Source organism: Psychrobacter sp. (assembly GCF_049295055.1).
Lineage (GTDB): Bacteria > Pseudomonadota > Gammaproteobacteria > Pseudomonadales > Moraxellaceae > Psychrobacter.
The window spans coordinates 127,889-151,771 of record NZ_JBAQQF010000076.1 but is presented as its reverse complement, the minus strand read 5'-3'; the positions used below and the strand labels follow the sequence as shown (position 1 = coordinate 151,771).

The 23,883-nt window shown below is 41.7% G+C and carries 20 protein-coding genes; 15 read left to right on the top strand and 5 right to left on the bottom strand.

The window, feature by feature from the left end; genetic code table 11:
* Positions 1 to 119: 119 nt before the first annotated feature.
* Together WAZ74_RS11665 and WAZ74_RS11660 are read right to left on the bottom strand one after the other, a co-directional pair.
* Positions 120 to 650 (bottom strand): inorganic diphosphatase, encoded by a 531-nt coding sequence (locus WAZ74_RS11665; RefSeq protein WP_422308463.1) that lies wholly within the window; start codon positions 648 to 650, stop codon positions 120 to 122.
* Between the two features lie 240 nt (positions 651 to 890).
* Entirely contained in the window at positions 891 to 1,751 is an 861-nt protein-coding gene (locus WAZ74_RS11660) for a lipoyl protein ligase domain-containing protein (RefSeq protein ID WP_422308462.1), read from the bottom strand.
* 414 nt (positions 1,752 to 2,165) lie between these two features.
* On the opposite strand from WAZ74_RS11660, the gene WAZ74_RS11655 reads away from it, so the two are divergent.
* The 5 genes from WAZ74_RS11655 to pncB all read left to right on the top strand — a co-directional run bounded on the left by WAZ74_RS11655 (position 2,166) and on the right by pncB (position 10,994).
* Complete coding sequence (locus tag WAZ74_RS11655) at positions 2,166 to 3,653, top strand: coniferyl aldehyde dehydrogenase (RefSeq protein WP_422308461.1); 1,488 nt, start codon at positions 2,166 to 2,168, stop codon at positions 3,651 to 3,653.
* A 390-nt stretch (positions 3,654 to 4,043) separates the two neighbouring features.
* Positions 4,044 to 5,984, top strand: a complete 1,941-nt coding sequence (locus WAZ74_RS11650; protein WP_422308460.1) for a glycine betaine ABC transporter substrate-binding protein — start codon at positions 4,044 to 4,046, stop codon at positions 5,982 to 5,984.
* A gap of 85 nt (positions 5,985 to 6,069) precedes the next feature.
* The gene (locus WAZ74_RS11645) at positions 6,070 to 7,020 is read left to right on the top strand and encodes an ATP-binding cassette domain-containing protein (RefSeq protein ID WP_422308459.1); all 951 of its coding nucleotides are present in this window, start codon (positions 6,070 to 6,072) and stop codon (positions 7,018 to 7,020) included.
* A 515-nt stretch (positions 7,021 to 7,535) separates the two neighbouring features.
* The gene (gene msrAB / locus WAZ74_RS11640) at positions 7,536 to 9,359 is read left to right on the top strand and encodes a bifunctional peptide-methionine (S)-S-oxide reductase MsrA/peptide-methionine (R)-S-oxide reductase MsrB (RefSeq protein ID WP_422308458.1); all 1,824 of its coding nucleotides are present in this window, start codon (positions 7,536 to 7,538) and stop codon (positions 9,357 to 9,359) included.
* Between the two features lie 393 nt (positions 9,360 to 9,752).
* Complete coding sequence (gene pncB / locus WAZ74_RS11635; RefSeq protein ID WP_422308457.1) at positions 9,753 to 10,994, top strand: nicotinate phosphoribosyltransferase; 1,242 nt, start codon at positions 9,753 to 9,755, stop codon at positions 10,992 to 10,994.
* A 154-nt stretch (positions 10,995 to 11,148) separates the two neighbouring features.
* On the opposite strand, the gene xseB is transcribed toward pncB, so the two are convergent.
* The 3 genes from xseB to WAZ74_RS11620 all read right to left on the bottom strand — a co-directional run bounded on the left by xseB (position 11,149) and on the right by WAZ74_RS11620 (position 13,617).
* The gene (gene xseB, locus WAZ74_RS11630; RefSeq protein WP_422308456.1) at positions 11,149 to 11,394 is read right to left on the bottom strand and encodes an exodeoxyribonuclease VII small subunit; all 246 of its coding nucleotides are present in this window, start codon (positions 11,392 to 11,394) and stop codon (positions 11,149 to 11,151) included.
* 80 nt (positions 11,395 to 11,474) lie between these two features.
* Positions 11,475 to 13,034: an exodeoxyribonuclease VII large subunit gene (gene xseA, locus WAZ74_RS11625; protein WP_422308455.1), complete on the bottom strand. Its 1,560-nt coding sequence runs from the start codon at positions 13,032 to 13,034 to the stop codon at positions 11,475 to 11,477.
* Between the two features lie 214 nt (positions 13,035 to 13,248).
* Entirely contained in the window at positions 13,249 to 13,617 is a 369-nt protein-coding gene (locus tag WAZ74_RS11620) for a hypothetical protein (RefSeq protein WP_422308454.1), read from the bottom strand.
* Positions 13,618 to 14,024: 407 nt separating this feature from the next.
* On the opposite strand from WAZ74_RS11620, the gene WAZ74_RS11615 reads away from it, so the two are divergent.
* The 10 genes from WAZ74_RS11615 (at position 14,025) to WAZ74_RS11570 (ending at position 23,852) form a co-directional block, all read left to right on the top strand.
* The gene (locus WAZ74_RS11615; protein WP_422308453.1) at positions 14,025 to 14,684 is read left to right on the top strand and encodes an alpha/beta hydrolase; all 660 of its coding nucleotides are present in this window, start codon (positions 14,025 to 14,027) and stop codon (positions 14,682 to 14,684) included.
* Positions 14,685 to 14,935: 251 nt separating this feature from the next.
* Complete coding sequence (gene zapE / locus WAZ74_RS11610) at positions 14,936 to 16,042, top strand: cell division protein ZapE (RefSeq protein WP_422308452.1); 1,107 nt, start codon at positions 14,936 to 14,938, stop codon at positions 16,040 to 16,042.
* A 173-nt stretch (positions 16,043 to 16,215) separates the two neighbouring features.
* A complete protein-coding gene (locus WAZ74_RS11605; protein ID WP_422308451.1) occupies positions 16,216 to 16,872 on the top strand; it encodes a nitroreductase family protein in 657 nt (218 codons plus the stop codon).
* Positions 16,873 to 17,091: 219 nt separating this feature from the next.
* Positions 17,092 to 18,396 (top strand): NAD(P)H-dependent glycerol-3-phosphate dehydrogenase, encoded by a 1,305-nt coding sequence (locus tag WAZ74_RS11600; protein ID WP_422308450.1) that lies wholly within the window; start codon positions 17,092 to 17,094, stop codon positions 18,394 to 18,396.
* A gap of 11 nt (positions 18,397 to 18,407) precedes the next feature.
* Entirely contained in the window at positions 18,408 to 18,866 is a 459-nt protein-coding gene (gene sixA, locus WAZ74_RS11595) for a phosphohistidine phosphatase SixA (RefSeq protein ID WP_422308449.1), read from the top strand.
* 415 nt (positions 18,867 to 19,281) lie between these two features.
* Positions 19,282 to 20,577, top strand: coding sequence for a type II secretion system protein GspL (gspL, locus tag WAZ74_RS11590; RefSeq protein WP_422308448.1), 1,296 nt, complete (start codon positions 19,282 to 19,284; stop codon positions 20,575 to 20,577).
* 93 nt (positions 20,578 to 20,670) lie between these two features.
* Positions 20,671 to 21,228, top strand: coding sequence for a type II secretion system protein GspM (gspM, locus tag WAZ74_RS11585; protein WP_422308447.1), 558 nt, complete (start codon positions 20,671 to 20,673; stop codon positions 21,226 to 21,228).
* A 314-nt stretch (positions 21,229 to 21,542) separates the two neighbouring features.
* Positions 21,543 to 21,980 carry a DUF4870 family protein gene (locus WAZ74_RS11580; RefSeq protein WP_422308522.1) on the top strand — a complete coding sequence of 146 codons (438 nt, stop codon included), beginning with the start codon at positions 21,543 to 21,545 and terminating at the stop codon, positions 21,978 to 21,980.
* 192 nt (positions 21,981 to 22,172) lie between these two features.
* The gene (locus WAZ74_RS11575; RefSeq protein WP_422308446.1) at positions 22,173 to 23,207 is read left to right on the top strand and encodes a quinone-dependent dihydroorotate dehydrogenase; all 1,035 of its coding nucleotides are present in this window, start codon (positions 22,173 to 22,175) and stop codon (positions 23,205 to 23,207) included.
* 147 nt (positions 23,208 to 23,354) lie between these two features.
* Positions 23,355 to 23,852: a CvpA family protein gene (locus WAZ74_RS11570; protein ID WP_422308445.1), complete on the top strand. Its 498-nt coding sequence runs from the start codon at positions 23,355 to 23,357 to the stop codon at positions 23,850 to 23,852.
* Positions 23,853 to 23,883: the final 31 nt, after the last annotated feature.

The following is a 23,883-nucleotide window of genomic DNA, read 5'->3' as shown; positions in this document are numbered from 1 at the left end:
AAAAAAATACCGCAGCCATCATCGTGTCTGCGGTATTTTTAATGAGGTTTATAATGCTGATAAATCTCACTTTATAAACTATTAGGGCTCGCTTACTTTTAAAGTAAAACGCCTATCGCTTATAGATCTTTCCAGCGCTGAATAGACTCTTTAATCACTTCTTTGGCTTCTGCGACGTCACCCCAAGATTCAACGACCGTCGTACCTGGTTTTTTAAGGTCTTTGTAATGGCTGAAATGGAATTCTAATTGTTTGATAAGCTGTTCAGGTAAATCAGCTAGGCTGTTATAAGCATTGCCGTTATTACGGTCATCAGCAGGCACGACGACGATTTTATCATCTACTTCGCCATCATCAACGAACTTCATCACACCAATAACTTTGGCTTTTAAGAAAATACCAGTCGTTAATGGGTATTCAGTGATGATTAATGCGTCTAACTCATCGCCATCTTCATCAAGCGTTTGTGGGATAAAACCATAGTTGCAAGGTTTAGCAAAAATCTGTGGATCAATACGATCAAGCTCAAATACAGCCAACTCGCGATTCCACTCAATTTTATGGCTGCTACCTGTTGGAATTTCTATTACCACGTTAATGATGCCACCGTCGACGTCGCCTGCGTCTAAAATTTTATTAAAATCTGCCATAAAATACTCCAATTTGCTTTTGTTATGAATGTTTGAGTCGTAAAAGGATAAAGGTTGGCGTACAAGGATTGTTGCTGCGCCCAATTTGTGCCGCTGACGATTATAACAAGTTTGAATCAAATTTTCTCACAATGCTTAAGTCTAAGCGCGCACGAGATTATGCAAAAAGAGATTATGCAAAAAGACTATGCGAACAAAGATTATGCGAACAAAGATTATGCAAAAAAAGACTCAACCAATTTACTTTGGCGCTAGCGCTCGTAGTGTAATACGTCCTGCATGACGCTCAGCGATATTATCGATAAGTTTTTGGGTGACTTGCTCATAAGTGAGCGATTCGGAAATATCGGAAGCAGATTTGTTAGTTAGTGCTTGGTCTGTCTGTTTTTCCATATTGACAAAATCGGCTAGCCGTAACATTTGCATCCCAGCGTAACCGCAAGGATTAATGGCATTAAATGCGGATAAATCACAATCTAAATTAATGGCGATACCATGGTAGCTAAAACCATGTTTAATTTTAAAACCGAGCGAAGCAATTTTTCCAAGCATAATGGTATTATTTATATCAGCAGCAGATGCATCAGTATTGGCATCATCATTTGTACTGCTATTATTTTCTGCAGAGGTATCGGCATATAAGTAAACACCGGGTGCATCACGGCGAGCAAGGGCGCTGATATGAGTGGGGTCAGACGATGATGGGCTTTTTAAGCAGTCATTGACCACATCTTCAATCGCTTGTTCAGCGTGGGAGACCATATTGCGGACACTCCAGCCCAAACTGTCTAGGTCAAACAACCAATATATAACCAGTTGTCCACGCCCGTGCCATGTCACCTGACCACCGCGATCTGTCTTGATAATAGGCGTGTTAGTGCGTTGCAAGATATGCTCTTCTTTACCTGCTTGCCCAAGTGTATAGACGTCATTGTGATCGACGATCCATAACTCATCAGGAGTACGCAGCCCTTGCTCTTTTTTGAGGGCAATACGCGCTAATGTACGCGATAGCATAGCATCGAGAGTAGGAACATAATCGGCAGTTGAGAGCGATTTTGTGATAAGTGCGTCATTAAGCGGTTGGGTAGCGTTTTGCATGAGAGTGGCTATCTTATAGTTTTGTGGTTTAGATGGATGTCTATGGCTGATATCGAGTGTAGCAGTTTTACTATTGTCGTCCAAATTTAAATTTTAACAATAATACTGTCAATTTTTAAGTATTAAATCACATAGCACGTCTAAAAAAAACGTCAAATATCAATCACGTATATGCTAACGGACACGTATTTCATACAGACCGAGTAGTCAATTAAAGATGCTGTTCATTTATTGGTCAATGCGCTACATTAAATACCATAGTATAGAACGCATCGAATGGAATCTCATCAGCTTTCATTATTAGACGCTGTTGTGTAGGTAAGATATGTATATAAACACAGTATCTAATAACAAATATAGAGTCTTAAACTTAATATAGCGTGCCGACTCTAACGCATATGAAAAGGAATATAAATGACATACAACAATCAAACTGAGCAGGCCCAAACCAATCAGACCGAAAATACGAACGATACTTACAATGAGTATGACTCGCTTAGTACCGTCAAAACAGTGGCTGATATGCAGGCGCAATTTTCACGGTTGCAAAAGTTAAGCCGTACTCAACCCATCAATGATTGGGCCACTCGTGCCAATCAACTCGATAATTTAGAGGTGATGCTGAGCGATAATCAAGCATTGCTTGCTAAGTCTATTAGCGCAGACTTTGGCTATCGTAGTGAGTCAGAGACCCAGTTTGCCGAGTTATTCCCTAGCTTTACTGGTATCAGTTATGCTAAAAAACACGGTAAAAGATGGATGAAAGCGCAGCGTGTCTCGATTTCAGCGCTTTATATGCCTGCACACAATGAGATTCTGCCACAGCCATTGGGCGTGGTTGGTATCATGGTACCTTGGAACTACCCATTGTTTTTGGCAATAGGACCAATGATTGATGCGCTGACCGCTGGCAACCGCATTATGATTAAAATGAGTGAAGCGGCGCCACAATTTGCGCAAACCTTTGCAGATACTATTTCGCGTTATTTTTCGCCAGATATGGTTTGTGTGGTGATTGGCGAGGTTGAGATTGCTGAAGAATTTAGTAAATTACCCTTTGATCATTTATTGTATACCGGTTCTACCGCGGTTGGCAAAAAAGTCATGGCGGCTGCGGCTCCTAATTTAACCCCAGTCACGCTGGAGCTGGGTGGTAAGTCACCCGTGCTAGTGTTAGAGGATGCAAACTTAGAGAACGTCGTCAACCGTGTGATGATGGGCAAAACCCTGAATGCCGGTCAGACTTGTATTGCGCCTGACTATGTGCTCATCCAGCGTCGATATCACGAAGAATTTATTCGTCTGGCAAGAGAATGGATGGAAAAGCACTATCCTAATATAGAAGACAACCCTGACTACTCGCGCATTATCAATGGTGAGCAATTTAAACGCGTGAAAGGCTATTTAGACAATTTGTCAGGTGAGGGTGTTCATAAGCTGACTGCTGCTGACTCTAATATTGAAACCCGCCTCATGCCGCCGGTCATTGTCAGCGAGCCTGCTCCTGATAGTGACGTGATGCAAAATGAAATCTTTGCACCCATCCTACCGTTAATGCATTACGACACCCTTGACGACGCCATTACTTTTGTCAACGAGCGCCCACGTCCGTTAGCGCTATATGTATTCGGTGATAATAACCGTGACATAGACAAAGTTCGTACCAACACCGTATCGGGCGGTCTCTGTATCAACGAAGTTGTTATGCATGTGGTACAGCATGATTTACCATTTGGCGGTGTTGGCGATTCAGGTACAGGGGCTTACCACGGGAAAGCGGGCTTTGAGCGTTTAAGCCATATGAAGCCAATCTTTATACAATCCAAAATTAACGGTCTGAATATCTTATTACCGCCGTATGGTGGCTTATTTAAAAAGGCGATGGCACTATTTTTGAAATAGAGGCTTAGAACAATAGATTTAGACTAATAGCTTTAGAGTAATAGCTCTAGATTAATATTTTTAAGTATGCATACAGATTTTCGATAAAGTGATTAATAGCATTTACTTAAGTAGGTGCTATTTTTTTGTCTAAATAATTAAATGTTGATATTTATAGGGTCTAATAAATATTGTTTAATATGAATGACAGTGTAAAAATGAGTGTTAATAATGGATAAATAAGCATTTGTTATCAGTCTTATAAGTCGCTACACTTTGTAGTAAGTCTAAATGATAGTACTGTCGCTTTTATATGAACAAAAAGCAATAAAGATTTGGTTCGAAAGTCAGTGCTATTTAGATAAAAGAGAGCCATTTTAATCATAATAAATATTTTAAATAGGACATGCCGTGCGCCAATGGATTGCATTCAGCTTATTGCTAATAAGCTCGCTACTACTGTCTTCACCAGTATCAGCCGCCTTACCAGCCTGTGATACGCCGATTAAGTTTGGGGCGCTAACATGGGAGAGCGGGCAGTTCACTACGGGTGTACTCAAATATATCACCGAGAGCGGTTACGGCTGTCAAGTGACGGAAGTGCCTGGTGCAGGTCCAGCGCTTGAAACGGCATTGTCACAAAACGATATTCAAATTATCAGTGAACAGTGGGTTGGACGCTCCCCAATTATGGAGCAAGCCATTGCACAGAATAAGGTCGCAGTCATTGGCGATACGCTGAAAGGCGGCGCAACTCAAGGCTGGTATGTCCCTAAGTATGTACTGGACGAAAACCCAGGTTTACGCAGCTATCAAGATTTACCTAAATACGCTGAGCTTTTTAAAGACCCTGAAAACCCAGGCAAGTCACGATTTATGAATTGTCCATCTGGTTGGGCCTGTGAGATTTTTAATACACGCCTTCTCAAAAACACGGGTTTGGACAGTGTTTTTAATAACGCTCATCCCGGTACGGGCGCTGCTCTCGATGCGGAGATTGCCTCCGCTTTTGAGCAGCATAAACCGTTATTATTTTACTATTGGCAGCCTACTGGCTTGATGGCAAAGTATGACTTTGCGCCATTAGAATTTCCTGCTTATCAAGATGCTTGTTGGCAAGACCTACTACTTGCTGATGGCACCGCTGACTGTGTCTCTGGATTCCCCGTATCCCCTTTAGGTATCGCCGCATCTACGCCGTTTATCGATGCCAATCCTGAGCTGGCAGATGTGTTCAAAAAAGTACAGTTTACCTCTGATGAGCTCAATGGCGCTATTTTGGAGATGAGTGAAAACAAGCGTAGCGGGGAGGAGCAGGCATTGGTGTTTTTGCGTGATAACCCAAATGTCTGGAAAGAGTGGTTATCGGATGAGGCAGCTACGAACCTTGCTGCTAAGTTAGGTATTAGCTTAACAGGCGCTGCTATCGCTATCGATACAGCAGTATCTAGCACTAATGAATTGGGTCTATCGTCAAGTTTCCCCTCATGGTCACTTGAAACGCCACTTAATAACGCCTTAGCAAACGTCGTACAAAATTACGGCGATGTGTTCCGTGCTATCAGTACGATGGCATTAACATATTTATTACTTCCTATTGAACGACTATTAACCGTTATTCCACCATGGCTGATTATTTCATTTGTAACGGTATTAGCTTGGTTTGGTGTACGTAAGATTTGGTTTGCGCTGGCATGTGGAGCAGGACTGTTTTTAATCGGTGCATTTGGACTATGGGGCGCGTTGATTGACACCTTAGCGCTGCTCATCGTTTCAGTATTGGTGACGGTGGTGATTGGTATTCCTATTGGCATTGCGATGTCGGGTAGTAAGTTGCTGCGCAAGATTATCACGCCGATACTCGATGTGATGCAGACTATGCCAAGTTTTGTGTACTTGATACCTGTGTTGATGCTGTTTGGTATTGGTAAAGTGCCAGCGCTATTTGCGACGGTTATTTATGCATTACCGCCATTGATTCGTCTGACGACTCTGGGTATTACTCAAGTCAATCATGAAATGGTTGAAGCAGGGCGCTCATTTGGCAGCACTCATCTGCAACTGCTTATTTGGATTAAATTGCCGCAAGCGCTACCCAGTATCATGGCAGGTATTAATCAGGCCGTGATGATGTCGCTTGCGATGGTGGTACTCGCTTCTATGATTGGCGCGCCTGGTCTTGGAGAAGACGTATTGCAATCTATTCAAACGCTCAATATTGGTCAGGGTCTACAGGCAGGTACGGCTATCGTCATTGTAGCTATTATCATCGACCGTATCACTCAAGCATTTGGGCAAGGCAAGCGTGCGCGGCAAAAAACCATTGAAGCAGGGAAACGCTCGATCGGTTAGAGGTTATTTGACATCCTAGTTAAGGATTCGCTATCAATTAAACTTGATAGATAGAAATCTAAAAATTAAAATAAAGAGAATAGCAATGAATCATATCCAGCTCGAGAATATTAGTAAAATTTATAATGCTAATAATGCGCAAGCACAGTCTGCATTGGCATTATTGGCTGAGGGCATGGATAGTATTGCGGTAAAGGAACAAACCGGCTATTCAGTCGGGCTTTATGATATCAATCTAAATATTAAGGCGGGCGAGTTACATTGCATAATGGGATTGTCAGGCTCTGGTAAGTCAACCTTGATACGCCATATTAATCGCTTGATTGATCCAACCAGCGGAAAAATATGGGTCGATACTGCTATTAACGCAAAAAGCCCCACTAATATAAAGAATTCGACAAATGAGAAGCAACCAACCAAAGCTGCTAAAAATATTGAGGAAGTTCTAACAAACACTGAGCAGCTATCAGAAACTGAAAGCTCATCTTCCGCTATAAATATTTTAAATCTTGATGATAAAGGCTTGCAGCAGTATCGCCAGCAAACGGTCAGTATGGTCTTTCAACATTTTGGCTTAGTGCCACATATGACAATCATACAGAACGTCGCCTACGGTTTGCGTGTACGAAAAATGAGCGTGAGCGACCGCCATGAGATTGCTCGGCACTGGCTAAATGAGGTTGGGCTATCAAACTTGGAGCACAGCTATCCTGATGAGTTATCAGGTGGTATGCAGCAGCGTGTCGGACTAGCACGTGCTTTGGCAACCGACAATCCGATATTACTGATGGATGAAGCGTTTTCTGCCCTTGATCCGCTGATTCGCGCCCAACTACAAGATCAGTTGTTGGATTTACAAGAGCGCCTGAATAAGACCATTGTTTTTATTACCCATGATATTGATGAAGCCGTTAAAGTAGGTCAGCGTATCAGTATTTTAAATGGTGGACGCTTAATACAAACGGGTACACCAAGCGATTTACGCCATAATCCATCTGACGGCTATGTTGCGCAGTTTATGAGTGCTAAGGCTTAATTAAAATCATTGAATAAGATGGCTTAAATGACAATCAACTCATATTAAGCCATCCAATGAATATTATTTTTATGGGTAACCTATTAATAATATCGCTCATATCCTCATTTTTATGCCCATATAACTACATATTAGTGCCAATAATCACATTAATTATTTCTCTATCTCTCTACTCTTACTATGTTGTTAAAAAAGTGTAGCATCTATATTTTACTATTAAAGTAAACTCCAATATCGATGTATACTATTAAGATAATCTAATGCAGGTAATTTTTATCAGACAGGTTTGTTTTAGCAGATAGCCTTATTTTAATAATATGAGCAGATTGCAAAATTTCTTTATTAACCATCATATTTTTTAGCTATCTTTACTTAAAAGTAGCGAGTAGCTCTACAGCACGTTTATTTTCTCCGAAAATCTCGTTCCACTCATTTTAATCAATAACGTAAGAAGATCATGAGCGCCCTTATAATCTCTAGCTCATGGCAGTAAGACTTCGTAAAAAGGACATATCATGCCACATAAAAAAAATCATAATAACGACCGCAACAATACCAATAATGCCAATAATTTAGCGACAGACTCATCACGCGCACCATCACGTTGGCTAAAAAACGTTAGTGCTTTTGGCGTGACGACAGTCTTGAGTGCAGGCATATTGGTTGCTTGTGGGCAAATGAGCAGTGCAGAAAATAATGCGACCAGTAGCGCAAACAAGAGCACGCAAAACAGTGGCGTGAAAAGCTCACGTGATATGTTGCCCTCTGATATGCTCAAGCAAATGCAAGCATTGCCGCAGCTGACAAAAGGTTTGGGTGAAAATGGCGCTGCAGTCATTGATCCTAATAAACCTACCTTAGTTAAATTTTGGGCAAGCTGGTGTCCTCTATGTTTAGGGACGCTTGAAGAAACAGAACAATGGCGCACTGACCCCAAATTTACTGATTTGAATGTCGTTACCGTTGTTAGCCCTGGTCATCTGAATGAAAAAGCCGATGGCGAATTCAGCACTTGGTATGCTGGCGTCCAAGCCGACTATCCGAAGCTACCTGTATTAACAGATGCCTCAGGTGAGTTGATTAATAAGCTTGGCGTGCAGGTGTATCCTAGCTGGGCGATACTCGATAAAAAGGGTAATTTGGTCCATTTAGTCAAAGGTAATATGTCAGCAGAGCAAGCCTATGCACTCGCTGAAAATGCCGGTAACGATTTTGCTGAGTTAAAAGCCGGCAGTGCCAAACCTGCAAACGCGCAAGCATTAGATAACAACAGTAAGATTGAAACCATCAAACAAAAAGATGGCGTTTACTATAACGATAAAGGTAAAGCGATTAATACGCGCTCAATTTATCTGGCTGGTGGTTGTTTCTGGGGCGTCGAAGCTTATATGGAGCGCGTCGATGGCGTCATAGATGCAGTATCAGGCTATGCGAATGGTGATACGGCTAACCCAAGCTATGAGCAAGTAATCCGTGGTTCAGGACATGTCGAAGCAGTCAAGGTTACCTATGACGCTGATAAAACCGATCTCGATACTATCCTAAAATACTACTTACGCGTGATTGACCCAACTAGCCTAAATAAGCAAGGCAATGATCGCGGTGTACAGTACCGTTCTGGTGTCTATTACACCGATAAAGCAGACAAAGCGGTCATTGATGCGGCACTCAAACGCGTCCAAAGTCAATATAAGCAAAAAATCGTGGTTGAAAACGAAGCATTAGACAACTTCTATTTAGCTGAGATGTATCATCAAGATTATCTAGCGAAAAATCCAAATGGCTATTGTCATGTTGATTTGAGCCTTGCCGATGATAAGCCTGAAGGCACAGCACGTACTAAGCTTGCACCTGTAAACAGCGTTGCTGAGACGTTAAATCCTAAGCGTTATGCTGGGTTTGATAAAGGGGCATTGAAAAACACCTTGACTAAAGCACAATATAATATCACTCAGGATGCTGGAACTGAGCGTGCGTTCAGTCATGAATATGATGAATTGTTTGCACCCGGTGTGTATGTCGATGTGGTCAGCGGTGAGCCATTATTCTTGTCAACCGATAAGTACCAATCAGGTTGTGGCTGGCCGAGCTTTACCAAGCCGATTGATATGCAGGTAATTACTCAGCGTGACGATATGGCATTTAACATGGTGCGTACTGAGATTCGCTCACGGGTAGCGGATTCGCATCTTGGTCATGTGTTCCCTGATGGTCCTAAAGACCGTGGCGGCCTGCGTTATTGCATCAATGGCGGTGCCTTGCAGTTTATCCCAGTCGATGTGATGCCGCAGTCAGGCTATGCGCCGTTAGTGAAATTGGTTAAACCGGCGAGACCATAATTAATGGTTAATGGTTAATGGTTATTGATTATCCGGATTTATTAATAACTCTTATATAAATAAAATCTAAGTTGCAAAAAGACGTTAAGGCTATCCTCAGCGTCTTTTTTATAACTTGTGTGCTATAACTTCTTTGCTAGACAAAGCGTGGTAGATACTCTTATTATCGTTGTAGTTTTGCTGTTATAGCAGGTGAGTTATGAAAAATTAGCTAAATTTCGTTATACTCAAACGCTTATGATTGTTCTATCAGTAATTTTATATAGCTACTATATTTACAAAGCTACTATATTTACACAGCTACAATATTTATATAACTACTATAGCTACGTCTACCTATTTTATCGCTTGCTTCATTTAGCGATTTTTCATCTTTGCTTTTAAGGCTGTAACATGATCGTTACCCATATCTCTAAAACTTTTGAACCTATTATTACCTCGTTACTTGATAACGATTTGTATAAATTTACGATGTTACAAGCCATGCTGCATCAGTTTCCACAGACCCATGGTGTCTACCGTTTTCGCTGCCGTAACAACGAAGATACTACTTATCCATTGTCTGATATTAAAGAGCAACTAGAAAAACAACTAGACAGTTTATGTGAATTGCGCTTTTTAGAAGATGAGTTGGAGTATCTACGTGGTTTACGCTTTATGCGTTCAGACTTCGTAGATTATTTAGAGCTATTTAAGCTTAAACGGCGTTTTATTACGGTTACTACCGATGGAAAAGGTCGCTTGTTTATTGATATCGAAGGTCCGATGATTCAGGCGATGTTCTTTGAAGTATTTGTACTAGCGATTGTCAATGAACTATATTTTGATGCTTTATCAGATGCCAGTGTGATTGAAGAAGGGCAGCGCCGGTTAGATAAAAAAGTCGCATTGTTGCATGATTATGCAGCAGCTCAGGCAAAAGACGGTCACGATATACCGCCATTTATCGTTGCTGATTTCGGTACTCGTAGACGCTTTAACAAACATTGGCAAGCACATGTGGTTGAGACTTTGCACAAAGCTGAACCAAAAATAGTTAGCGGTACTTCTAACGTGTATTTGGCAAAAAAGCTCGGGATAACCCCAATCGGCACGATGGCGCATGAATTTATGCAGGCATTTCAGGCATTAGATGTGCGTTTGCGTGACTCACAAAAAGCCGCACTTGAAGCTTGGGTACATGAATATCGCGGTGATTTGGGTATTGCACTGACCGATGTCGTTGGAATGGATGCTTTCTTACGTGATTTTGATCTGTATTTTGCCAAGCTTTTTGATGGTCTGCGTCATGACAGCGGCGACCCATATCTATGGGGTGATAAAGCGATTGCCCATTATAAAAAGCTAAAAATAGATCCTAGGACTAAGATTTTAACCTTTAGTGATGGTTTGAATCTTAATAAAGCATGGGATTTACACCAGTATTTTAAAGATCAGATTAAAACCAGCTTTGGTATTGGTACCAATCTCACCAACGATATGGGTATAACGCCGTTAAATATTGTCCTAAAATTGGTTGAATGCAATGGTCAACCGGTCGCTAAGCTGTCTGACAGTCCAGGCAAGACCATGATCAATAACGATACGTATCTTGCCTATTTGCGCCAAGTATTTGAAGTGGATGAACCAGAATAAAGAAAGATATAGTCAGTTTTAAATAAAAAAATTACAACTATTATCAGGCGTTATTGGTGTAAATTTTACTTGCTTGCTGTGCCTGCGCAGACAGAGGCTGCGCAAAATTTATCCCAGTAGCGCTGTATTTATTTAATAGTGGATCGACTATAGTTTAGCTATCACTTTTCTCAGTTTTATCTTCTTCAGCAAAGACTGCATCTAATGCTTGTTGTACGGCATTGATGCGAGTCTCGCAAACGCGATAAGCGGCGATAGACTCTTCAACGGTCGTCATCAGATTATCAATATCAGGCTCGTCTTGTTGCTGTAATTCAGCGGCATTGGTTTTTAGAATATCGTAAGCCGCCTTAAAGGTTTTTGGGGCGGCTTTTTTACGTTTGCGAGTAGGGGTTGTCATAATATTTCCTGATTTTTAAAATAAAAGTAAGTACAAAGTAAGAGTAAGTAGCTGAGTAATTATAGAATCGTGTTATATGATTAAGCTGGCGTATCTGCAGATTCTATAGTTTTCTCGTTAATATTAACATCCATAATCTGAGCTTTTGCCTTACCATCTTTTAAGATGATATGAATGGTTTGCTCAGGATGCAGCTGGCTGCTACTGGTCAGTATTTGTTTGTCTTTCTCATCAGTAAGCATGCTATAGCCTTGCTTCAATATACGAGCTGGTCGATGCAAGAGTACGATATCACGCAGATGCTCACTATCACGTTGCGCTTGTATCACTTGTTGCTGAGCACTTTGGATGATAGTTTTTTGATGATTTGCACTATGAGTAGAAGCAGTTGATAGTTGCTGATAAGCAGAGGCTTGGGTTTGTGTGTGCAACTCGCTTGTTTGTCTTGCTGCTTGCTTAACTTGGCGCTGGGCGCTTTGCTGAATACTACGCCACGCATAGTCACTGTCTTTTTGTAGTGCCGTTAATTGACCAATCGTTTGCGACTGTATTTGGCTTAATTGACGTGCCGTTTGTTGTTCAGCGATATTTAATTGGCGCTGGGCAGCTTGCTTGATTTGTGCTTGATACTGTAGCGTCTGAGTGACCAGCTGCACTAAATGGCTACTGATAGCGGCAATGACTTTGGATGGCGTATCGAAGCTGCTATGCGCGACTTCATCTAAGATAACTTTGTCACGCTCATGACCAATACCTACCCAAACCGGCACAGGCTGCTCAGCGACTAAGGCGGCAAGCTCATAATCATTAAGATAGGCCAAATCACCGACTGCGCCACCACCACGGATAATCACTAATAAGTCAGGTAAACGCTGATAAGTGTCTTGAAATTGCTGCTGGGCGCTGACGATTGCTTGGCGAATCTCCTCTGGGGCATGATTGCCTTGAAAGGTCGCGTTATGATAATGGAAATGACAAGCGCCAGTGCTCGCTAAGCGATCTGCATCCGCTTGAAAATCGCCTAATCCGGCTGCTTTTTCAGGGGCGATGACCAGCACATGTTCAATATCAAATGGGGTAGGCAGCTGCTGATTAAGATGTAGTAACCCTTCACCAGTCAGGCGATCGACCATCTCGGCATATTGACGCGCCAAATCGCCTAACGTGTAGCTAGGGTCAATATCTTCAATCGTGAGCGAGAAGCCATATTGTGCATGGAAACCTGCCGATACTTTTAGTAAAACCGTTAAATCACGGTCAAGAGGCATACCGGTTGCACGCTCAAACTTCGCTAAGACGCGCGCCGCTTTAAAGCGCCAAAGGTTACCACGGCAGCTAGCGATGACTTTGCCATCGTCGTCCTTCTCTGCCAATTCAAAATAATAATGTCCGCCTTTACTAGATAAGTTGCGAATCTCAGCTTTGACCCATACGCGGTGATTAAAGGTTTGCTTGATTACCATATCAACCGCCGATAAGTAATCACTAAGACGCAGGACAGTATCTTCTAAATTGACTTCTAGACTGTTTTCTTGCTCTGCCAGCTCGGCTTCTAAGGTCGCTAAATCTTTGGCAGGTGCTAGTACCTTAGATTTTTCAGTGCTCGCTTGTTTAATATTTGACAGATTGGGTTTGCGCATAATAATAGACCAAAGATTGTAAAAGCTCAGAGACTGGCTAGGCGAGGTAAAAGAGTGAAAAGCTTAGATGGGGTAGTTTAACCCAAAAGCCTCTGCACAAAAAGCAAAGCCAATAAATTTGCGATGGATATAATATCTGTCGCAAACTTATTGGCTATACATTGCCTTTTATGTATTGGTTATTTATAAGATAAAGGCAGTTTAACGTTATCGCTTACTGACAACGGAAGCTAATCATATATTCATAATCGTCATCACGTGATAAGTTTGGCGAGCCAGTACCAAGAATTGTTCCGAGCACTGCACCAGCTTGACCAATCATACGACCCGTATTTTCATTTAAAATACCGTTATATTTAACCGTGTCTTCAACGATGATAACCTGCTTACTTCGGCAAGTAGTCTTCGCGCTATCCAATGCATTTTTTTGAGCTTGTACTTTGGTTTTGGCGATACCGGTGGTCTCATAAAGAGAGTTAGCACGTTGGATCACTGGTGATGAAGGGGTAGTTTGGCAAGCACTTAAAGCGAGGGCAGCGACTAAAGTTGCCGCTAAAGTGGCGGTTTTATTAAAAGTATTCATAAGTTATTCCTAATTCCAGTAAATTAAAAATGAAAGCGCGAACCTAAAAGTGAAACAAAATTGGTGCGAAGCCTTCTTTGTAAACATGGCGTTAATGAAGCAATGCGTTAATAAAATAAGAAACCAAGGCTTTGGCAGGATAAATCTAACCTATTCACGTATTGAGTGTCTAGGCGGTTATTGTGTTTGGTATTGCGCTTATATTGCATATCAAAATTACAATGAATAAAAACGTGCTGAGTTTGCCAAAAAAGCTATCAGTTGCGTCTTTCTCATCTATTTTGGCTACTGTGGTCTAGGATTTACATTAAAAAAGTGATGGATATCAGCATTACACAGCAAATTACTTGAAATATAAACCATATCTAGGATAATTGAGCTATTCATTTTTAATTAGTAAGTATTTTATGCAATTGATTCCCGCTCCTGCTGGCGTGTTAGAGCTTGACGCACTATGGCAACAAGACAATCCTAATGACCCGAATACTGATACAGTGGCGCTGCTTTGTCATCCTAATCCATTGTTTGAAGGTACGATGAACAATAAAGTGGTCACCACCATGTATCGCTTCGCTCGTGACAACGGTATGCATGTGGTGCGCTTTAACTTTCGCGGTGTAGGGCAGTCAACTGGCGAGCATGATTATGCTGAAGGTGAGGTAGTGGACGCAATGACCGTGCTACAATGGATTGCAGAGCAAACTTCTGCACGAAAATTATGGCTTGGTGGTTTTTCCTTTGGTGGTTATGTGACTGCACGGGTAGCTGAGCAAGTCATGGGATCAGCGCATATATGGGGATTAAGCGATTTTGAGATAGCAAAAGTCGCTCTTATCGCACCATCTGTTGAAAAAAATGATAGTAGTGATATCAGTTTGCCAGCTGATAAGACCTTTGAGATTTATGGCAATGCTGATGAAGTCATTAACCCTGACAACATGCAGGCATTTGCTGAACAATTAGGGATAGCTGTCAGTGTTGTCGATAGGGCAGGTCACTTTTTTCATGGGCGCTTGTCTGAGCTCAAAAAGCTATTAGAGCAGCATACCTATAACGGCGATACATAGTATTGTCTAACAAACGCTTGGTAGGTTTTAAGTTATTCAAACTAATTTTGCGCCAATCAGTATTAAAATATTTTAACGATTTAATGGGTTTTTTGTACGATCTTGAGCTGTGTTAACCTAAAGAATGGTTGTGATGAGCCATTCTGATATATCAATGACTACTATCTCAGTGTAAAAATCATAAGTGAGTAGTGATTGTCGGTATTAACACTTTATTCTAGTATTTATGTTGTTTAATGATGAGTCGTATTATGAGTTTATCTCCCTTACAGCGTTACGAGCAAGCCATTAGCACTGATGAGTTTACTCGAGATGAGCAGCAATATCAGGCGATGAGCTACTTAGATGAGCTTTACCATCAGCTTAATGATAGCGCAGTACAAAAAAAAGGCTTCTTTAGTTTTTTAAAGGCAAAGCCTGCTGCACCCAAAGGTTTGTATATGTGGGGCGGGGTAGGACGTGGTAAAACATGGATGATGGATATGTTTTATGATTCATTGACGATTGATCGCAAAATGCGCCAACATTTTCACCATTTTATGCAGCGTGTCCATCAAGAGTTAAATAAAATACAAGGTGAGAGTAATCCGTTAGAAAAAGTTGCTGATATCATTTATGCAGAAGCCGTGATTATTTGTTTTGATGAGTTTTTTGTCTCCAACGTCTCTGATGCCATGATTTTAGGTGATTTGTTTACCATGTTATTCGATCGAGGTATTACGTTAGTGGCAACCTCAAATATTGAACCATCAGGTATCTATAAAGATGGTTTGCATCGCGATCGCTTTATGCCGGCTATCGCTGAAGTTGAGCGTCATACTACCGTTATGAATATCGATTCTGGTATTGATTATCGCTTACGGGTCTTGCAGCAAGCGGAGCTGTACGAGTCGCCTATGACCAAAGCCAATCACCATTGGTTAGCCAACCGTTTTGCCAGCTTATCCAATAATCAGAAAATCAGTAATGAGCCAATCATCATTAACGGTCGAGAAATTAGAATTAATGCTCGTACCGAAGATATTTTATTCTGTGATTTCCGGCATTTATGTATGGAGCCACGTTCGGCGTCTGATTTTATCGCTATCGCTAAGGAGTTCAACACCGTATTGGTCAACGCCGTACCAGCGCTAGATGATGACCTACGCGACCCAACACGACGTTTTATTTATCTGGTTGATGAGTTTTATGATCGTCGTGTCAAGCTACTGGTTAGAGCACAGCAGCCCATTCTTGAGTTGTATCAAGGCGAGAAGCTGGCGTTTGAGATTGAGCGTACGCGTTCGCGCTTGCTTGAGATGCAGTCAGAAGATTATTTGAAAATGGAGCATCGTACAGAAGATTCGGATGCGGCGTAATGAAAAGTTAATTCTGCTTCTATTCAGTCTGCTTCCATTTAAGGCCAGCTACTATTTAAAACGAGAAAATAGAGGCTGGCTTTTTTCTACACATATTTTATAAAATTATAATAACAACGTTATCAATAACAACACTATGAATAACCACACATAATAATGAATAAGGATGAGCCATGAGTATCTCTAAAGATAAGAATGAGCATAAAAATGACGAGCAAAACAATACTGAAAGCCCAATAGTGACAAACTCACAAGTAACTGATGAACAATTGATTAATTGGATTAAATCGAGACGTAGTATCGGTAATCTCAGTATTCCTGCACCGACAGAAAGCCAAATTAAAGCGGCGATTGATTGTGCTGTTACCGCACCAGATCATAAAAAACTACAACCTTGGCGTTTTATCGTCACACAGGGTAACGCGCGTCATGAGCTAGGGCGTGCTTTTTTGGCAGCCGCCGAAGCACAAGCGGCGCAAAAGGGCGAAACGCTGTCTGAGAAAGCACGACAGAAAACCTATAATATGCCGTTACGCGCGCCAGTTATTATTACTGTCGTTACGCATATGCAAGCCCATAAAAAAGTACCGCCTTTTGAGCAGATGCTCAGTGCAGGTGCGGCAGTTCAAAACCTCATTTTAGCGCTAAAAGCACAAGGCTTTAGTACCGTTTGGCGTACAGGTCTACTATGTAACGAGCCAGCCGTTAAAGAGTATTTCGACGTTAGTGCAGATGATTATGTCACGGCTTTTGTTTATACTGGCAGCAGTCCTTGTGATATGCCAACACGCAAGCCGATTGATATTGAGCCACTGGTGCGCTTTGAGTAATACATTCAGCAGAGTACGATTGCTTTAGTGAAGCGACTGACTCATAAAAACAATGGCTGAATCAAGATGCCCTTTCAGCTAAGTTAATTATTTAATGAATACCGCTATTTAATGAATACTATTATTTTATATCAATAATTGTTCATACATAGCGTTGGTCTCACTGTATACTCAGCATAAATTTGATTTATAATAAATTAGTCAACACGGATAAAAAATATGACAAGTGCCAGTGATAAAAACACAGATACGGAAATAGACAGCAATCAAGCCGAGCAAAAAATGGCTGAAAAAAATAATAGTTTGTTGTCCGGTATCATTGAACGTGCGACCAAATCAGGCATTGGGCGTAAAAAATTAAATCCAAGTGCGGTAGAGTCTGCCGTAGCAAAAAACATGGCAGAGATTCACAACAATCCGACTAAGCTGCGTTTGGCATTTTTAGGCGGTGGTAGCTTTGGTACTGCTATGGCAAATCTAGCGGCGCGTAATGGTTGTGATACCACGCTTTGGGTACGTAACAAGCGTACTGTTAAAGCGATGGCGAAGTCGCAGATGAATAAAAAATATCTGCCAGGTCACAAGCTTGATGATCGTCTCAAATATAGCCACGAGCTACAAGCAGCAGTGAAAGATACCGATATTATTTTTATTGCCGTACCGGGCTTGGCTTTTCGTGAAACGCTCAAAAGTATCGCTCCTTTTATTAGTGGTCAATCTATTGTTTCTCTCACCAAAGGTATGGAAAAAGATACCTTTGCATTGATGAGCGATATCATCAAAGATGAGCTACCTGAAGTAAACTTCGGTGTTATGTCAGGTCCAAATCTGGCTATAGAAATCATGAAAAATATGCCGTCAGCCACTGTAATTGCTAGTGAATCTGAGCCACTACGCCATGCGGTACAAGCAGCACTGCACAGCGCCTTCTTTAGAGTGTTTGCCAGTGATGATATCCGCGGTGTCGAACTTGGTGGTGCGCTAAAAAATATTTATGCCATTGCTATGGGTATGGCGGCAGCTTATGAAGTGGGCGAGAACACCAAAGCCATGATATTAACCCGTGGCTTGGCAGAGATGAGCCGCTTTGGGGTACATGCTGGTGCCAATCCGCTTACTTTCTTAGGTCTATCAGGTGTTGGAGATTTATACGCCACCTGTAGCTCAGAATTGAGTCGCAACTATCGCATCGGTAATATGCTTGGTCGCGGTATGAATATTGATGCCGCCGTCAAAAAACTGGGTCAAACCGCTGAAGGGGTAAATACCATTCAGCAGGTGCATGAAAAAGCCACTAAGGAAGGCATCTATATGCCTATCACCCATGCATTGCATGCAGTCATTTACGAAGATAAGGCGGCGCTAGGGGTTGCTTTACACTTGATGGAAGCGGGATTCCGTAGCGACGTTGAGTTTGTCATGGAGCATGATCATAGTAATGCGGCGCTGACGGCACAAATGCAAACAGCAAGCAGTAAAGCAAAAACCAAAAAAAATGATACTGATAGCAATGCAAAAAAGTAATAAGGAAGGTTATGAAAATTATATTGATTCGTCATGGTCAAGCAGAAGACGAGACGCGTCCAGATAGTGCCCGTCAGTTGACCGACTTCGGGCAGCAGCAGGCTGCACAAACGGCAGAATATATCACGGCTCGTTATCGTCCTGATTGTTTTTTGGTGAGTCCTTATGATAGAGCGCAGCAGACACTAGCAGCATTGCAATCACTTTTACCTAGCGTGCCATCAAAAATACAAGAAAATATCACGCCTTCTGATGATGCGCGTCATGCTTTAACGGACATTGCTAATATTGAAGTAGAGTGTCTGGCAGTAGTCTGTCATATGTCTATCGTGGCTAACATTGCTGGGCTGCTCATCGATGACTATCCTGAGTCTTTCTCTCTAGGAGAAGCGCGCGTGTTCGAGATGGACTTTATGATGGCTGGTATGGCACGCGAAATTGATCGTTTTGTACCGGATCAACCTTATTAACATATGCTGTTTTGGTAATTAATAATTAGCACCTAAGTATTGTATTCGATTCACTTAAAAAAATACTTTATTGCTATAGTCAGTTCAATGTAAAAGCGATACAGCGGAACTAGTATGAAGTTTTCGAAGCCTCTGTCTGATGAAGTGCACAGCAAGCGAGAAAAATTTATACTAGCAGAGTGGTGTGATAATCGTAAGGATTTCATTTTTAACTGATTATAATAGTAGCTGTGCCTGTATTAACATGACCGCTATTAATGCTCATAAAAACTGTCTATGTTTCTAGCTAGACTGTTTTTTTGTAGATTAAAGCTTCAATAAATAATAGTTTCAATAAATAACAATTTCGATAAATAATGGCTTTGATGAATATAACTTTAATAAGCTACCGCTTCGATAATTAAGGACACATTTGGTGTTACACGTTTGGTTAAGAGCGCAGCACAGTCCATTAGCGGTCTGGCATGAAGACAGTCAACACTGGCAATTGGTCGACGGTTGGCAACAGCTATATGATATCTATAGTAGCTATAAGACAAATAGCCAAAAAGCCATTTGTCTTTATTTTCCCTCAAGCCATGTTTTACAAGTAGATACTGAACTGAATACCGCTCAACTCAAACAGTTGGGGAGTGTTGGTAAGCAGTATTTGTTTGAAGAGACCTCTCTGACTCCTGTTGAGCAGTTGGCCATTCGGCAGCTGAGCGATACCAATAGCCATCATCTCTATGCATTGGCACAAAGTGATATCGAGTTATGGCAGCAAAGTGCAAAGCTTGCGGGCATGAATATCGTAGCATTGCTTCCTGATTTTTTATTATTGCCAACGCCAGAAGAAGGTGCTGGGCAGCAAATAACATTGTACCAAGATGCGCATACGACGTTATTGCGCCAGTCATTGCGTCAAGGTATGGCGGTTAGTTACCTGCCTTTAATATTCGAGCGTTTCCCGCATTTGAGTGAGATTTTGCTATTACCAGTCATCGATGAGGCGTCTTATGCTTCTGATACAGGTGTTACTGATGGTTTAGAGTCTGATAGTAATGTTGATTTAATAAAGCCTATAACAACGGCCAGCTTTACCGCTATCACAGCGGCACTAATAGCTGAGCATCAGCTGTTATTAACCACGCTGCCTATTACTCCTAAGCCGTTTGACAACCCTGAGCGTCATGCACTTAACTTTTTTATTAAATCAACAGATTCGCAGTTATCTCCGTATCTTCGTGTGGCAATGATGGTGGCGCTATCGGCACTAGTGTTGCAGATGGCAACGGATGCGATACAGTGGTACCAATATAATGACGCAGCAGCGCAAACCAAGACAGAGATTGCCGCGCAGTATCAGTCTTGGTTTCCAAATGAGCCTTTAAGTGCGCGTACGAAGCTGCAAGTGCAATTACAACCAAAGCTACGCAGCGATAGCCAAGCGCCAGCGTCACATATGGCCATACTTGCGCGCATATCCCCTGTGATTAAGCAGTCCTCATTAAGGGCGCAGGCATTAGTAATGCAGCCATCGGCACTCAGTTTTACGCTGATTGCACCTGATCGTAGTAGTCTTGACCAATTTACCAATACGCTTGCTGCACAAGGCTTAACTGCCAAGTTAGAGCAGGTTAATAGTAATGAGCAAGGTCAATTTAGTGGTCAAGTGACCGTCAATGTCATAGAAAATAACAGCACAGCGAATAATGGGGCAACGTCCTAGTACAGTACTCATTTTATACGCGCTTCAAATAAGCGGTCTGTTCTTTAACGAGTTATTTATAAGCTGTCCAACGATAGGCAATAAAGGTTAATAATGAAAATATTACAGCGCCGCGCCAAAAGTAACGCCTCTATGCCTCAGACCAGTGTGCTATCAGCGCGAATGACTAGCTATCAAAATATGTTATCTGCACGCTGGCAGATATTGTCTTCCCGCGATCAGTTGGCTTTGATATTACTGTCTACTTTTTTACTGTTATTTGTTGGCGGTTATGGGGGCTATAGTGTTCATCAGGTAGCAAATAATAGCAAAAGTGAATATCAAGAGCAGGTGGCGGATTATTTCTGGTTGCGTGCCCAAGCAAGCAATATCGATAGTAACGCGTTAAATGCTGCCAATAGCGCTGATGGCGCGGCTGCGATGCCACCTGCCAGCAGTGTCAGCGCGCTGCTAAATAATTCAGGTATTGTCGATGCGCAAGTAATCGCGGCTGGTGATGCAGTGCAGCTGAGCTTTAATCATGCAAGCCAAGCAGTGGTGAGCACCGCACTTGGTAAGCTTGAGCAGCAAGGTTGGCAATTTACTCAGCTGTCCATGCAGCAGGATTTGGTCACTAAGGCGATTCAAGTACAGGCGACCGTCACCTCTTAGTATAAGTATATTAGGATGGAGTCATCTCAGGATTAACTTGTAATACTTATAATTTAAAACATGGTCATTGAAAAACGCTGATATGACACAATAAAATAGTTATTAGCCACTGCCAGTGATGGATGTTTATGATGAATGACTCTCCTAATCGCCAAACTGAAGCACGTTTGCGTCAACAGGTTAAAGAATCTGAATCGGTTGTGTCTGATAATAATGCGCCTTTTGAGAACTCATCTGATTATGCAATGAGAGGGAGAGGGCAAGGACAATACGATATGACGAGCGACAATATAAATAACAGTATAAATAACAATATGAATGGGAATATGAGTCAAAACATGAATAATAATATGAGCGACAACACGCGCCGCTCTTTGGTCACTTATAATCACATCACCTATTTATTATATGTACTCAGTTATTTTACAGCTGGTCTATTATGGATTGTGCCTATTTTTATGAATTACGCCAAGCGCCATGATGCTGACGGCACATGGCTAGCGACGCATTTTGACTGGCAAATTAAAACTTTTTGGTACAGTATCGTTTTGTTCGTCATTGGGATTGCCACCATCACCTTTGCCTTAGGTGGCTTTGGCGTAAGCATGTTGGCCGATAGTGGCAATATAGCCATCGGCTCGGTATTATTAGCTGGTTTGGGCTTTTTAATAATGGGTTTTACCTTTATTTGGCATTTATACCGTATCGTGCGAGGTTGGATTGCTTTAACCGATGGTCGACCTGTACCTTAATATCAATACACATACATACAGCTTCTACATGCCAAATAAATCACGATTTATAGTTACATATTTAAGCTTTTATATAAAAAATCGACTGATGAAACTTTGGTCTTATTTCTGTTAAGCTGATATAATCGCTGCGCTTGATCTCATTCGTTTTTCTTATTCATTATCGCTTTTCAAGCAGGGTCTGCCATTACTATGTCTTATGCCTTACTTCGCCCTTTTTTATTCAATCTCGACCCTGAACACGCTCACGAAATGACATTGTCTTTATTAGATAAAGCTCATAAGGCGCGCGTTTTAGGTTTGATATATGGTCAATCTATGCAGCCAACAGATTGCATGGGCTTGCAGTTCTCTAACCCGGTTGGGCTTGCTGCAGGATTGGACAAAAACGGCGACTATATTGATGCCCTCGCTGAGCTAGGGTTTGGTTTTATAGAAGTGGGTACGGTCACCCCAAAGCCGCAGATAGGTAATGATAAACCACGACTGTTTAGACTCAAACAAGCCGATGCCATTATTAACCGTATGGGCTTTAACAACGAAGGTGTCGATTACCTGATTGAAAATGTGAAGCGTTGTAAATATAAAGGTAACATCGGTATTAATATTGGCAAAAATGCCGCTACACCAGTCGAGCAAGCCGCTGATGATTACGTTTATTGCCTAGAGCGTGTTTATCCGCATGCTTCCTATATTACCGTTAATATATCCTCACCCAATACCAAAAACTTACGTGACCTACAAAGTGGGGAAGCGCTCACTCGTCTATTAGATATTATTAAAAATCGTCATAATCAGCTGGCAACAGAATATGGTTTTTATGTGCCGATGGTGCTTAAAGTCGCGCCTGATTTAGAGCCGTTACAAGTTGATTATATTTCTCAGCAGCTGCTAGATTTTGAGATTGATGGTTTGATTGCGACCAATACCACATTAAGCCGAGTCGGTGTCGAAGACTTGCCAGATGGCGATCAAATGGGCGGATTATCAGGTCGCCCAGTCAGCCACATTAGCACCCAAATTTTACAACAATTCGCCGATCAACTGGATGGTAAAGTAGCTTTGATTGGTGTGGGCGGTATCGATAGCGGCGCAAAAGCGGTCAAAAAGATCGAAGCAGGTGCAGACATGGTACAGCTTTATACAGGGCTTATTTATCGAGGTCCTGGGTTGGTACAGTCTTGTATCCAATCCATTGGCGGTTATTACGATGCTATGGAAGGCTAAGTGAAAAGTTAGCTGAAAGGTTAAATAGCCAGACCAATTATTCATTAGGTAGCGCATGATTTATTGAAAACCAAATCTTAGTTAAGCGTGCTGAAAACTTCAATTAAATACCCGATACAATAAATATAGGCTAATGAGGCGATAAACATGAGTGGTTTAGACATTGTGATTGCTGTTATTGTTTTAATTGGCTTATGGCGTGGCTTTCAAGTCGGATTGATTAAAACGGCGGTTGGTCTGGTGGGTTGGTTTATCGCGCTCATTGCTGCGACCAGATTGGCAGGTTCAGTGGCACCGCAGTTATCAGGTATCGTACAAAACCCCGTATTACAGATGGCAACCGCCTTTTTATTGGTGGTAATTATTATCTTGGCTATCATGCATTTAGTGGCGTTTGTCTTTTCAGGGGTGCTCAAAACCTTGCGTTTGGGCGTATTAGATAAAATGGCAGGCGGTGTACTGGGTGCTGCTAAAAACGTGCTCATGGTGTTGGTTGTTCTTAGCGTTAGTGCGCCATTATTGGTACAGATGCCGCAATGGCAAACATCAATACTTGCGCCTGAATTGCTGCCTTATGCACCGATGGGTAAAGAGCTGGTCTCAGATATGTTTGGGTTGGCTTGGGATCAAGTCAATCAGTCATAAACTATGAATAAAATCTATTTAATCGCTTTTA